We start from the raw sequence: 12,436 nt of genomic DNA, 5'->3' as shown, positions 1-12,436 counted from the left end.
ACCGGTGACAGCAGGTGGAGAGAAGTCAATGGAGCTGGTGCGGTGGAAGTCGGAGTTCAACCTGGGACTGGACGGGATTGATGAGCAGCATCAGACCTTACTGGATCTGATCAATGAAGTCTGGCGGTTGATCATCGCCAAGGCTGATCCGCAGGCGGTGATGAAGGTGCTCGAGGAGCTCGAGCATTACACGCGTGAGCATTTCCGGGATGAAGAAGCCTTCATGCGTGCGGTTGGCTACAAAGGTGTGGAAGCCCACGTGCGGGAGCATGAAGCCTTCGTGACGCGCATCGAGCGCGAGAAGCGCGGTGCCCAGGCCGCCGGCCAGCTGTCACTGGATTTGCTGCGTTTTCTGGAAAACTGGCTCATCGACCATATCCAGGGGTCTGACCGCGCTTATGCCGAGTATGTGCAAAAACGCAGCAGCGGCTCCTTGCTGAGCCGCTTCTTCCGCCGCTTTCGCTGACGTGCACGCCAGCTTTTCAGAGCAGGATGGGTTCCATCTCCAGATGGACGCCGAACCTGTCCGCCACGTCACGGCCTACGGCGTCGGCCAGCGCCAGCACATCGGCGCCGGTGGCGCCTCCCAGATTGACCAGCACCAGCGCGTGATCCGCTGATACGCCAACCGTGCCGAGCGCGCGGCCCTTCCAGCCGGCCTCCTCGATCAGCCAGCCCGCAGCCAGCTTGATGCTGCCGTCCAGCTGGCGGAAGCTGGGGATGGCGGGATGTCGCGCAAGCAGCTTGTCGAAGCATTCAGCGCTGACCACCGGATTCTTGAAGAAACTGCCTGCATTACCCTGAATGGCCTGATCGGGCAGCTTGCGCTGGCGGATGGAGATGATCGCATCCGAGATCTGTAGCGGCGTGGGATCGATGATGCCGCGTGCGGCCAGCTCACGCGAAACGTCGAGATAGCGCGTCAGTGGCGTCCAGCGCTTGGGCAGGCGGAAGGTCACCGCGGTGATCACGAATCGGCCGGCAGCTTCTTGCTTGAACACGCTGTCGCGGTAGCCGAAGTGGCAGTCGTCGAAGCTGAAGCTGATGATTGCGCCGCTTTTGAGGTCGACGGCTTCCAGCAGAAGGAAACGCTCATAGACCTCCATGCCGTAGGCGCCGATGTTCTGCACCGGGGCTGCGCCCACGGTGCCGGGGATCAGCGACAGATTTTCCAGCCCGGGCCAGCCCATCTCCAGCGTCCAGCGCACGAAGTCCGGCCAGTTTTCGCCGCCGCCGGCACGCACGAAGTGATGATCGTCATCGCTGCCGATCAGTTCGCGGCCACGGATGCAGATGCGAAGCACGGTGGCGTCGAGGTCGCCCGAGAGCACCACGTTGCTGCCACCGCCGAGCACGATGACACGCTCGCCTTCCAGCTCGCCGCTGCGGACCAGCTGCACGAGTTGGCCGGGCGACTGGATTTCCGCATAGCGGCGCGCCTGCGCCGGCAAGCCGAAGGTGTTGAGCGGGGCTAGGGGGAAATCCTGCTGGAAAGGGAAGGGCATGCGCGGATTGTACCGAAGGGGGTTTTGCTCAGCACACCCGTCCGGCATGCTGGGCAAAACCTCCTTCGTCCCCGAGCTTGCGTTGCAACTGGCGTCGCGCGGCCAGCCGTCGTGCCTTGTTGCTCTTCTGGTGCGGGCCGGCGCCGTTGCGCTGCTGCAGTGCGGGCACCATCGGGTTGCGGGGTTTGTTGCGAGGTTTCATGGCGTACTCCTGGTTGTGGTCATTGGCTGGCGGCGGCTTCCAGCGTCTGCTGCCGGGCTTCGGCCTGGGCATTGGCGGCATCGAGCTGCTGCTGGATCTGTTGCATCTGTTGCTGTGCCTGCTTGGCCTGTTCTGCCTGCCCCTTGGCCACTGCCGCAGCGGTGACGGCGGTTTCGCTGGCGCCGCAGCCGGCCAGCAGGCAGCAAAGACAGAGCGTCGTGGCGTGGCGGTACATGAGGTTCTCTCCCGGGCAAATTTGCGCGGCAGGGAGACTGCATCCGGAGGCGCCAGGACGTATCATCGCGCCTTCCTTTTTCTCTCCCCGCTCACGAACAATGTGGTTCCGTAACCTGCAACTCTACCGCCTGCCCGAAAACTGGGACATGACCATCGATCAGCTCTCCGAGCAGCTTGGCCGCTTGGCCTTCCAGCCCTGCGGCAGCCAGGACATGGCCAGCCAAGGCTGGGCGCCCGTGATCCATGACAGCCTGGTGCACAGCGTTGGCGGTCAGTGGTTGATCGCCCTGGGCGTCGAACAACGCCTGCTGCCGGCTTCCGTGGTCAAGCAGGTATGCGAGGACAAGGCCGAAGAGATCGAGGCCCAGCAGGGTTTCAAACCCGGCTGCAAGCAGATGAAGGAGGTCAAGGAGGCGGTGATGATGGAGCTGTTGCCGCGTGCTTTCACGCGCCGCCGCAAGGTCTTCGCCTGGATTGATCCGAAGGATGGCTGGCTCGCCATCGACACCGCCAGCCGCTCGGCCGCCGAGCCGGTGCTGGAAGCCCTACACAAGGCCATGGACGAGTTGCCGCTGAAGCTGCTGAATACCGAACTCTCCCCCGGTGCCGCGATGACGGGCTGGCTGGCCGGCAATCAAGCGCCCGGCGCTTTCACCATCGACCAGGATTGCGAATTGCGCGCCGTCACCGATGAAGCCAGTGCGGTGCGTTATGTGCGCCACAGTCTGGAGGGGGACGAGATCCGCGAGCACATCGCCGCCGGCAAGCAGGTCAGCAAGCTGGCGCTGACCTTCGACGACAAGCTCTCCTTCATCCTCACCGACAAGTTCGAGCTCAAGCGCGTGCAACCGCTGGAAACGCTCAACGCCAAGGAAGAGGGCGACGCGAAGACGCGCGAGGAGCAGTTCGATGCCGACTTTGCCCTGATGGCCGGCGAACTGCGCCGCCTGATCCCGGCCCTGATGCTGGCGCTTGGCGGAGAAGTGCGCACCGTATGAAGCTGTATCTCGCCGGCCCCGATGTATTCCGCGCGGATGCGCTCGCCTGGGCCGACGAGGTCCGGGCAAAGTGCCGCGCGCATGGCCACGAGGCGCTGGTGCCGCTGGACGGCGGCGCCAGCACGGCGAGCGAGATCTACGCCCAGAATCTGGCACTGATCGCGGCGGCTGACGTGGTGCTGGCCAATATCTCAACGTCTTTCGCGGGGCAGAGCCGGATTCCGGCACCTGTTTCGAGGTCGGCTATGCCTGCGCACTGGGCAAGCCGGTGATCGGCTATCTGGCGCATGCGGGAATCCCCGAGTGTGTGGAGCGCTGGCAGGGTGGCCCACTGCGCCGTGAGGGCGGACGCCTGTTCGACTGCAATGGCGAGCAGGTGGAAGACTTCGGTTTACCGGTCAATCTGATGCTGGCGGTGCCCGCTTGCATCGTGCGTGGCGGTCTGGCCGAGGCGCTGACCATGCTGGATGACGCGGCTGCCGCGTGAATGTCACGGGCGAGGCTGGACCCCGCCCGCAAGCAGCCACTATGGAGCCTTCGGCGTCTGTGCCTGCGCCAAGGCCTGGCCGAAATCGGCGAGCAGGTCGTCGATATCCTCGATACCGATGGAGAAACGCACCGTGCCGTCGGTGATACCCATCTCGGCGTGGCGGGCCGGCCCCATCTCGTAGTAGATGGTGTGCGCCACGGGAATCGCCAGCGTGCGGTTGTCGCCCAGGTTGCTGGCGATCACCACCAGCTCCAGGGCATCGAGGAAGCGGAAGCAGTCGACCTCGGGCCGCAGTTCGATGCTCATCAGCGAGCCGGCATGGCGGAACAAGCGTTGCGCACGCGCATATTGCGGATGGCTTTCCAGCCCCGGATGGAACACCTGTGCCACGGCCGGGTGTGCTTCGAACCAGTGCGCCAGTTCCAGCGCGTTGCTGGCCGAGCGCTCCTGGCGCAGAGCCAGCGTCTCGGCACCGAAGGCGATCTGGCTGGCGGCATCCGGTGACAGCGTGGCGCCCAGGTCGCGTAGCCCTTTCTTGCGGATCTGCAGCATGCCCCAGTTGTGCGCCGGGCCGGTCTTGTAGATATCGAGGATGTTCGGGAAGGCCTGCCAGTCGAATACGCCAGTCTCGGTCACCGAGCCGCCCAGCGCATTGCCGTGCCCGCCGATGTATTTCGACAGCGAGTTGATCACCAGGCCAGCGCCCACGCTCTTGGGGCGGAAGTTCCATGGGCTGGTCATGGTGTTGTCGACGATGAACAGCAGGCCGCGTTCGGCGCACAGCTTGCCGATCCCGGCCAGATCGCTGATCTGGGTGCAGGGGTTGGCGATGGTCTCGACGAACACCGCGCGGGTGTTGGGGCGCAGCGCGGCCTCCACGTTCGCCACGGCCGTGGCATCGACGAAGCTGGTGTCGATGCCGTAGTTGGCAAAGGTGTTGAACACGCTGTTGGTGTTGCCGAACAGGAAACTGCTGGAAACCAGGTGGTCACCGCTGCGTAGCAGCGCCAGCATGGTGGTGCTGATGGCGGCCATGCCGGTAGCGAAGCAGCAGGTGGCGAGCCCTTCTTCCATCAGGGTGAGTTTCTTCTCGAGCGCGGACGTGGTCGGGTTGACCTGCCGACCGTAGGTGAGCCCGGCCTGGCGCCCCTGGAAGACTGCGGCGATGTCCGCGGCCGTGGGCTGGGCGAAAGTGATGGAGCTATGGACCGGCTTGTGCAGCGAGCCGTGCTCGATGCCACCGGTGCGATCACTGTGCAGGATGCTGGTGGTGAAGCCTTTGCGATTCATGATCTGGCTGTTCTTTTGGGGAGAAAGCGGCATTCTAGGCCCGCTCACGGGCGAACGGCACAGGGATCGCAAGTCGTTACAATGGCGGCCTTTTCCGTCGCGGGATGCCGTCATGTCCGATCGCCTAAAGGTGTTGCCTCAGTATTGCTTGCCCAAACAGGCCCTCACCGCACTGGCGGGCCGCTTCGCTTCGGCGCGTCTGGGCGGTGTTACCACGGCGGTGATACGTGGTTTTGTGCGCCGCTATGGCGTGAACATGGCCGAGGCGGCCGAACCGGTGATCGAAGCCTATTCCACGTTCAACGAATTCTTTACCCGTGCACTACGCGCCGATGCCCGCCCGTTGGCACAGGCCGGGCTGCTCTGCCCGGTGGATGGCGCGATCAGCCAGTTTGGCCGTATCGAGCGCGACCAGATCTTCCAGGCCAAGGGCCATCGTTATTCCACCACCGCGCTGGTCGGCGGCGATGCCACGCTGGCCGCACAGTTCCAGGATGGCAGCTTCGCCACCTTGTATCTCTCGCCGCGCGACTATCACCGTATCCACATGCCGGTGGGGGGCCGCCTGCGGCGCATGATCCATGTGCCGGGCGAGCTGTTTTCAGTGAATCCGACCACCGCGCGCGGCGTGCCAGGGCTTTTTGCGCGCAACGAGCGCGTGGTCTGCGTGTTCGACTCGGCTGCCGGCCCCTTCGTGCTGGTGCTGGTGGGCGCGACCATCGTCGGCAGCATGGCCACGGTATGGCATGGCGTGGTCAACCCGCCCCGTCCCGGTCAGTTGCGCGAGTGGCGTTATGACGACCGGCACGTTTCGCTGGTACAGGGCGAAGAGATGGGCCGCTTCCTGCTCGGCTCCACGGTGGTGATGCTGTTCCCCGCGCCCGGCGTGGCCTTCAACCCGGCCTGGCAGCCGGGCGCTGCGCTGCGCATGGGCGAGGCGATGGGCGAATACGGGCGGCGCTGATCGTCAGGGATTGCCGCCTGCCGCTGGTACTTCCGCTCGAGCAACGTGCTGCCGGAATTCACGCAGCCATTGTTTCGCCTGGGCGGCATTTTCCGGCCCCATGCGCAGCAGGATCTTCTGCCCTGCCGAGGTGGCGCGCAGTACGGGATCGGTGAATTCGTAGAACACCTTGGGCTGCTGGACAGACAGTGGTGGCATGGCCTCCGGCGTGGCGAGCAGGTTGTCCAGGGTCTCCACCAGGCGGTCGTTGAAATAGGCCTTGGGATAGCCCAGTTCGCGATAAGCCTGCTGGAAGCGCGGGTAGAACTGGATGTAGATCCGTGCGGCGGTGGCCGGAGGCAAGGCCTGCAGCAACGCCATGTGCTGCGCGTAGCGGACTGCGTTCTCGGGCGCGATCACTTTGTCTTCGCCGTGCGGTGCGACGCGGAAGCTGCCGGCCACGGGCCGCAGCGGGAACATGCTGACCGGCGCTTCGGGGCGTGGCAGGTTGTCCACGGTGGCGACGATGCGCAGGATCAGTTTGTCGGAGAAGAAAAGCCGGGCGAACACCTCCATACCGAATTGCCCGCCGAGGATGTCCGCCAGTTCGGGTGGAGGACTGTTCGGTGCGGAGGCTTCGGTCTCCGTGGCCGGCTCGGGCAGCGGATGACGGATCACGGGCTCGGCAGGCTCGCCTAAGGGGACTGCCGGCGCGGCCTCCGGCAGCGGTGCAGGAGGCGGTGTCTGCGCCGGACGCAGCAGGTAGAAGCCGAGGCCAACACCGAGCAGGGTGGCCAGCAAGGCCAGGATCAGGATCGTCGAACGTTTCATGGTTTTCCTCCTGTAGGCAGATAGGGACGACCTCGAACCGGCGCCGGGGTTCCGGCAGATGGCTGTCGACTGCCTCTAACGTCTGCGGATGAGTGTCGCGTTCCTGCCCTGTTCGTCACACTGAAGCTCGAAATTCCCCTGGATTCCGTGCTGGCTGACGAACTGGCGCAACAATGCGGCGGGAAACTGCAGCCTCTGGCCGTTGTCGCACGTCACGATCACCTGTTTGATCGTGCCCTTGTAGTAGGCAAGGTACTGCTCGGGCGATATCGCGAGCCTGAATTCGTAGTGTGGCATGGTGGCCGAAGGATGCCGTCCGTGTGCGAGTTGCGTCAAATCCGCGTTTGCATGGCTCGTGTATAGTTCAACGGATTTGCAATTAGCCTTGTACGGGCTTACCCTGATTGGTCTTGCATCGTCGATAAGCAGCGGTGCGTTGCGGGTCAGGTATTCCGCCTGCACTTCCTGCCCTCGGAAACCGACGTTTTGCGTCGTCTTTGTGAAAGAAAGGTATTACCCATGAAGATTGCCCTCATCATTGAAAACAGCCAGGCCGCAAAGTCCGAGATCGTTCACAACGCGCTCAAGACTGTCGTCGAGCCCCTGGGCCACACCGTGCATCACTACGGTATGTACACCCCGGAAGACAAGGCTTCGCTCACCTATGTGATGAACGGCCTGCTGGCTGGCATCCTGCTGAACTCCAAGGCCGCCGACTTCGTCGTGACTGGCTGCGGCACCGGTATGGGCGCCATGCTGGCCTGTAACTCCATGCCCGGCGTGTTCTGCGGCCTGGTGATCGATCCGACCGACGCCTTCCTGTTCGGCCAGATCAACGACGGCAACGCCATCTCCATGCCCTACGCCAAGGGCTTCGGCTGGGCTGCCGAGCTGAACCTGCAAGACTGCTACCGCAAGCTGTTCGAAGGGGAGCGTGGTCTGGGCTACCCGAAGGAACGCGCTGCCATCATGGCGAAGAACCGCGGCATCCTGAAGGATGTGAAGGCTGCAGCCACCAAGGATTTCCTGAGCGCACTGAAGGCTGTCGACCAGGATCTGCTGAAGGCCGCCATCTCGGGTGAGAAGTTCCAGGAATACTTCTTCGCCAACAGCCAGGACGAAGCCATCTCCGCCTACCTCAAGGGCGTGCTGGCTGCCTGATCGGCAAGCTGTCTGCACACAAGGGGAGCCTGCGGGCTCCCCTTTTTCATCGCCGGACCGCTCCAAGATGAAAAAGTGTCCCCCTGGGGGACCGGCTATCGCATCGCGATGAAACGAGGGGCCATTTCATGCCTGCACCGTGGTGACAATCATCTTGCGTATGTCTGGCTGCTGCGGCATGGTGCGCTGTTGCCCGACTTTGCCTGAGTGATGGAATTTCACGTCCACGTTCCGACCATGCTCGTGTTGAGCATCGTGATGAGCCTGACCTTTGCGGGCTCCATCGGCTGGGTGGCCAGGCCTGGCGTCCGGGACGGCCTGCTTCCTCTGAGCCTTGGCTTTGCATGTCACGCAGTCGGGTATGTGCTGCTCGGGCTGCGCGGCATGATTCCGGATCTGTTCTCCGTGCTGCTCGCCAACATGCTGGTCACTGGCGCCTGTTCGCTGCTCCTGCTGGCCGTGGCGCAGTTCCTGCAGGAACGATTGGCGTCTGCCTGGCTCTGGGGGCCGGCGCTGGCCGTCGTATTGCTGCTCTCTGCCTATCTCGATGACATCAATACCCGTGTCATCCTCGGCGGAAGCGTCCTGGTCGTGGTGTTCGCAGCCCTGTTGTGGCGCCTGGCGAGGGCGCACCGGCGCATCAGCGGCCGGGGGCGCTATCTGTTGCTGACAGGCGTGTTGATCACGCTGGTCCTGTTGATCGCCCGCGTGGTCTTGTTCGCCACGGGTGCCGCCGTGCTGGAACAGGTGCTGGACTACGCGCCCTCGCAGGTCATGCTCTACGTCACGGCCTTTGTCTCCCAGATACTGCTCGGTACCGGTTTTCTGCTCATGGCGAAGGAGTCTGCCGAGGCGCAGGCCAGGCATCAGGCCATGCTGGATTCGCTCACCGGTTGCTGGAACCGTGCACGTATCGAGGCACTGGTGAAGTACGAGATGGCACGCCTCAAGCGTTACGGCACGCCGCTTTCCCTGCTCCTCCTGGATATGGACCATTTCAAGCTGATCAATGATCAGCATGGTCACCTGCTTGGCGATTCCGTGCTCAAGGCCTTTGTTGCGCGGGTGCAGGGCGTGATCCGCGAGACGGATCTGCTCGGTCGTTGGGGCGGCGAGGAATTTGTGGTGCTGCTGCCATCCAGCGGTTTTGTTGCGATGACGCAGATGGCCGAGCGCATCCGTGCCCAGGTAGAGGCCTTGCCGATGGTTGGCGACGTTCGTGTCACCGTCAGCCTGGGCTGCGCTTCATGCCAGTCCACCGATAGCTGGGAAACTTGGCTCGGCCGTGCGGACGTGGCGTTGTACCGCGCCAAGGCGGCGGGGCGCAACCGGGCTGAATGCGAAATGCCGCTGACAAGACCAGGGCCCGGCCTGTCTGTTGCGGAGAGCCTGGGCGAACTCGTCTGGCGCGATGAATACCTCAGCGGCAATCCGGAGATCGACGATGAGCATCGAACCCTGTTTGTCAGCGCCAGGCGGCTGTTCGATCTGCAGCAGGAAGAAGAGGGCAGTCTGACGGCTGCAGCCCGCGTTTTCGTCGCCGAACTGGAGGCGCACATGGCGACGGAGGAGCGGGTGCTGGCGAATGCGGGCTACCCGGAATGCGCGGCGCACACCGCACTGCATCGGCAATTGGCTGAACGCGCGCATCGCTTGCTGGAGGCCCAGGCACGCGGGCAACTGACCTTCGACGAGCTGTTGCATTTCGTGGTCTATGAAGTGACCGTGCAGCACCTGTTCATCGAGGATGCCAAATTCCATGCCCACCTGGGAGGCGCCTGAAAGAGAAACGCCCGCGTCGCGGCGGGCGTCCATGGATCAGACGACCTTCACCGGGATCTTGCCGATCTTCGCCTGCCATTCCTTCGGCCCGGTCTCGTGTACCGAGATGCCCGTGGAATCGACTGCCACGGTTACCGGCATGTCCTGCACGGTGAATTCGTAGATCGCCTCCATGCCCAGATCTTCGAAGGCCAGCACGCGCGCCGCCTTGATTGCCTTGGAGACAAGATAGGCTGCGCCACCTACGGCCATCAGGTAGACCGAGCGGTGTTTCCTGATCGCTTCGATGGCTGCGGGGCCGCGTTCGGATTTGCCGATCATGCCCAGCAGCCCGGTCTGCGCCAGCACCTGTTCGGTGAACTTGTCCATGCGCGTGGCGGTGGTGGGGCCGGCCGGCCCGACGACTTCGTCGCGTACCGGATCGACCGGACCCACGTAGTAGATGAATTTTCCGGCTAGATCCACGGGCAGCTTTTCACCCTTGTTGAGCATGTCGGTGATGCGCTTGTGCGCGGCGTCGCGGCCGGTGAGCATCTTGCCGCTGAGCAGCAGCACATCACCCGGTTTCCATGACGCGACTTCCTCGCGCGTCACGGTGTCCAGATTCACGCGACGTCCCTTGGACGCGTCATAGGTGAGGCTGGGCCAGTCGGCCAGCGACGGCGGATCGAGATAGACCGGTCCGGAGCCGTCGAGCACGAAATGCGCGTGGCGCGTGGCCGCGCAGTTGGGGATCATCGCTACCGGCAGGTTGGCCGCGTGGGTCGGGTAGTCGAGGATCTTCACGTCCAGCACCGTGGACAGGCCGCCCAGGCCCTGGGCGCCGATGCCCAGGGCGTTGACCTTCTCATACAGTTCCAGGCGCAGTTCCTCAAGGCGGTTGGCCGGGCCGCGCGTGATCAATTCCTGGATGTCGATCGGCTCCATCAGGGCTTCCTTGGCCAGCAGCATGGCCTTCTCGGCCGTGCCGCCGATGCCGATGCCGAGGATGCCGGGCGGACACCAGCCCGCCCCCATGCTCGGTACGGTCTTGATCACCCAGTCAACGACGGAGTCCGAGGGGTTGAGCATGGCGAACTTGCTCTTTGCCTCCGAGCCGCCCCCTTTGGCGGCGACGATCACCTCCACCGTGTCGCCCGGCACGATGCTGGTGTTGATCACCGCGGGGGTATTGTCGCGGGTGTTCTTGCGCGCACCTGCCGGGTCGGCGAGTACGGAAGCACGCAGCTTGTTGTCCGGGTGGTTGTAGGCGCGTCGCACGCCTTCGTTCACCGCGTCTTCCAGCGTGCCGGTGAAGCCTTCCCAGCGCACGTCCATGCCGACCTTGAGAAACACCGAAACGATGCCGGTGTCCTGACAGATGGGGCGATGGCCCTCGGCGCACATGCGCGAGTTGACCAGGATCTGTGCCATCGCGTCGCGCGCGGCCTCGTTCTGTTCCCGTTCGTAGGCCTGCGCCATGCCCTTGATGAAATCGACCGGGTGGTAGTAGCTGATGTACTGCAGCGCGGCGGCCACGCTTTCGATCAGGTCGGCTTGCTTGATGCTGCTCATGCTGGCTCTCCTAAGAGTTCTTGTTGCTGTCTCAGTGCGCATCCTTGCCGTGCTCGGCGCATTTGCAGGGCGGCTGCATGATGCGGTCGCAGGCGGCAATCGCCATCGCGGAAAGCAGGAAGGTGATGTGGATCGCGGTCTGCGCGATCAGTACACGGTCAGTGTAGGCCGCCGCATTGATGAAGGTCTTAAGCAGGTGGATCGAGGAGATGCCGATGATCGCCGTGGCGAGCTTCACCTTGAGCACCGAAGCATTTACATGCGATAGCCACTCGGGCTGATCCGGATGCCCTTGCAGGTTCATGCGCGATACGAAGGTTTCGTAGCCGCCCACGATCACCATGATCAACAGGTTGGAAATCATCACCACGTCGATCAGGCCCAGCACCACGAGCATGATCGCGGTTTCGGTGAGCTTGCCGCTGGCGCTGGCGTGGCCAACGTTCTGAGTGATGTGCTCCATCGCGGTCTGGCTGCCCATGGCTGCGCCGATCAGATCTATGAGTTCGACCCAGAAATGGAAGACGTAGATCACCTGGGCGGCGATCAGACCGAGGTACAACGGCAGCTGCAGCCAGCGGCTCATGAAGATGAGGTTGGGCAGGGTACGCAAACGCTTGTTCGCTTCGTTCATGGAGTGTCTCTGCTGGGAATGATCGGGGATGGAAAAGCCGCCTGGGCGGTGCTTCCAGCCACCCTGGGGCGGGGCGGCGAAGCAGTATAGCAGCGCGGCACGGAGCCCAATCGCGGCTAGAATCCCCCGGTATCAACAAGGAAATCCCCCCATGCTGCTCGACCCGAACTACCTGCGCGACCACATCCGCACCGTACCCGACTGGCCCCAGCCCGGCGTCCAGTTCCGCGACATCACTCCCCTGCTGCAGGATCCCGAAAGCCTGCGCGTGCTGGTTCAGCATTTCGTGCTGCGCTACATGCATCAGAAGATCGATCTGGTGGCTGGCCTGGATGCACGCGGTTTCATTATCGGCTCCATCGTGGCCTATGAGCTCAACGTGGGGTTCGTGCCGATCCGCAAGAAGGGCAAGCTGCCCTTCACCACCATCGCCGAGGAATACGAGCTGGAATACGGCAGCGCCGCCGTCGAGATGCATGCCGATGCCTGCAAGGCCGGCGATCGCGTGCTGCTGATCGACGACCTGATCGCCACGGGCGGCACCATGATGGCCGGCAAGAAGCTGCTGGAGCGTCTGGGTGCCACGGTGGTGGAGGGCGCGGCCATCGTCGACCTGCCCGAGCTGGGAGGCTCGAAACTGCTGCGCGACGCCGGCCTGAAGCTGTTCACGCTGGTGGACTTCGCCGGGCATTGAGCACGCGCCGTCGTCATTGCCTGCCAGGGATGGGATCGGTAACAAAACCGTCACGTCCCTGAAGGCCCGTCTGTAACACTGCCTGTCGATCATCACTGCCTTCTGCGCCCATCCG

Annotated in this window: 16 protein-coding genes; 8 read left to right on the top strand and 8 right to left on the bottom strand. The window is 63.5% G+C overall.

Annotation, left to right across the window (positions count from 1 at the left end; all coding sequences use genetic code 11):
• Positions 1–28 precede the first annotated feature (28 nt).
• On the top strand, positions 29–466 hold the full coding sequence (locus tag BGI27_RS06170; RefSeq protein WP_170942971.1) for a bacteriohemerythrin: 438 nt from the start codon (positions 29–31) through the stop codon (positions 464–466).
• A gap of 16 nt (positions 467–482) precedes the next feature.
• Here BGI27_RS06170 and murB read toward each other — a convergent pair whose 3' ends face one another.
• From murB to BGI27_RS06155, 3 genes are read right to left on the bottom strand one after another with little or no spacing between them, the layout of a single operon-like run.
• Positions 483–1,505: a UDP-N-acetylmuramate dehydrogenase gene (murB, locus tag BGI27_RS06165; RefSeq protein ID WP_095524018.1), complete on the bottom strand. Its 1,023-nt coding sequence runs from the start codon at positions 1,503–1,505 to the stop codon at positions 483–485.
• A 28-nt stretch (positions 1,506–1,533) separates the two neighbouring features.
• Complete coding sequence (locus BGI27_RS06160) at positions 1,534–1,707, bottom strand: hypothetical protein (RefSeq protein ID WP_170942970.1); 174 nt, start codon at positions 1,705–1,707, stop codon at positions 1,534–1,536.
• Positions 1,708–1,726: 19 nt separating this feature from the next.
• Positions 1,727–1,942 (bottom strand): hypothetical protein, encoded by a 216-nt coding sequence (locus BGI27_RS06155; protein WP_095524017.1) that lies wholly within the window; start codon positions 1,940–1,942, stop codon positions 1,727–1,729.
• A 100-nt stretch (positions 1,943–2,042) separates the two neighbouring features.
• Here BGI27_RS06155 and BGI27_RS06150 point away from each other — a divergent pair, with 100 nt between their 5' ends.
• Genes BGI27_RS06150 through BGI27_RS18485 form a run of 3 tightly spaced genes read left to right on the top strand, consistent with a single transcriptional unit; the run spans position 2,043 to position 3,429 of the window.
• A complete protein-coding gene (locus BGI27_RS06150; protein ID WP_095524016.1) occupies positions 2,043–2,942 on the top strand; it encodes a recombination-associated protein RdgC in 900 nt (299 codons plus the stop codon).
• Positions 2,939–3,214: a nucleoside 2-deoxyribosyltransferase gene (locus BGI27_RS18490; protein ID WP_239591113.1), complete on the top strand. Its 276-nt coding sequence runs from the start codon at positions 2,939–2,941 to the stop codon at positions 3,212–3,214. Before BGI27_RS06150 ends, BGI27_RS18490 begins: the two co-directional genes overlap by 4 nt.
• Positions 3,211–3,429, top strand: coding sequence for a hypothetical protein (locus BGI27_RS18485; RefSeq protein ID WP_420886917.1), 219 nt, complete (start codon positions 3,211–3,213; stop codon positions 3,427–3,429). Before BGI27_RS18490 ends, BGI27_RS18485 begins: the two co-directional genes overlap by 4 nt.
• A gap of 39 nt (positions 3,430–3,468) precedes the next feature.
• Here the strand turns inward: BGI27_RS18485 and BGI27_RS06140 are convergent, their stop codons facing one another.
• Positions 3,469–4,722, bottom strand: a complete 1,254-nt coding sequence (locus BGI27_RS06140) for a cystathionine gamma-synthase family protein (protein WP_095524050.1) — start codon at positions 4,720–4,722, stop codon at positions 3,469–3,471.
• Positions 4,723–4,834: 112 nt separating this feature from the next.
• On the opposite strand from BGI27_RS06140, the gene asd reads away from it, so the two are divergent.
• A complete protein-coding gene (gene asd / locus BGI27_RS06135; protein ID WP_095524015.1) occupies positions 4,835–5,686 on the top strand; it encodes an archaetidylserine decarboxylase in 852 nt (283 codons plus the stop codon).
• 3 nt (positions 5,687–5,689) lie between these two features.
• Here asd and BGI27_RS06130 read toward each other — a convergent pair whose 3' ends face one another.
• Both BGI27_RS06130 and BGI27_RS06125 read right to left on the bottom strand, forming a co-directional pair.
• Entirely contained in the window at positions 5,690–6,496 is an 807-nt protein-coding gene (locus BGI27_RS06130; protein WP_095524014.1) for a DUF3014 domain-containing protein, read from the bottom strand.
• Positions 6,497–6,571: 75 nt separating this feature from the next.
• Positions 6,572–6,832, bottom strand: a complete 261-nt coding sequence (locus BGI27_RS06125) for a DUF2835 family protein (protein ID WP_223871632.1) — start codon at positions 6,830–6,832, stop codon at positions 6,572–6,574.
• Between the two features lie 183 nt (positions 6,833–7,015).
• Between BGI27_RS06125 and BGI27_RS06120 the strand changes: the two genes are divergently transcribed.
• Together BGI27_RS06120 and BGI27_RS06115 are read left to right on the top strand one after the other, a co-directional pair.
• Positions 7,016–7,657 (top strand): RpiB/LacA/LacB family sugar-phosphate isomerase, encoded by a 642-nt coding sequence (locus BGI27_RS06120; RefSeq protein WP_095524013.1) that lies wholly within the window; start codon positions 7,016–7,018, stop codon positions 7,655–7,657.
• A gap of 210 nt (positions 7,658–7,867) precedes the next feature.
• Positions 7,868–9,439 (top strand): diguanylate cyclase, encoded by a 1,572-nt coding sequence (locus tag BGI27_RS06115; protein WP_095524012.1) that lies wholly within the window; start codon positions 7,868–7,870, stop codon positions 9,437–9,439.
• Positions 9,440–9,475: 36 nt separating this feature from the next.
• On the opposite strand, the gene BGI27_RS06110 is transcribed toward BGI27_RS06115, so the two are convergent.
• The gene (locus tag BGI27_RS06110; RefSeq protein WP_095524011.1) at positions 9,476–10,993 is read right to left on the bottom strand and encodes a fumarate hydratase; all 1,518 of its coding nucleotides are present in this window, start codon (positions 10,991–10,993) and stop codon (positions 9,476–9,478) included.
• Between the two features lie 31 nt (positions 10,994–11,024).
• Positions 11,025–11,627, bottom strand: a complete 603-nt coding sequence (locus tag BGI27_RS06105; protein WP_095524010.1) for a TIGR00645 family protein — start codon at positions 11,625–11,627, stop codon at positions 11,025–11,027.
• Between the two features lie 151 nt (positions 11,628–11,778).
• On the opposite strand from BGI27_RS06105, the gene BGI27_RS06100 reads away from it, so the two are divergent.
• On the top strand, positions 11,779–12,321 hold the full coding sequence (locus tag BGI27_RS06100; RefSeq protein ID WP_095524009.1) for an adenine phosphoribosyltransferase: 543 nt from the start codon (positions 11,779–11,781) through the stop codon (positions 12,319–12,321).
• Positions 12,322–12,436 lie beyond the last annotated feature (115 nt).

Origin of the sequence: Candidatus Dactylopiibacterium carminicum (assembly GCF_014736495.1) — a bacterium.
Classification (GTDB): Bacteria; Pseudomonadota; Gammaproteobacteria; order Burkholderiales; family Rhodocyclaceae; genus Uliginosibacterium; species Uliginosibacterium carminicum.
Note: the sequence above shows the minus strand (reverse complement) of the source record. Positions and strands in the feature narration are given on the sequence as shown.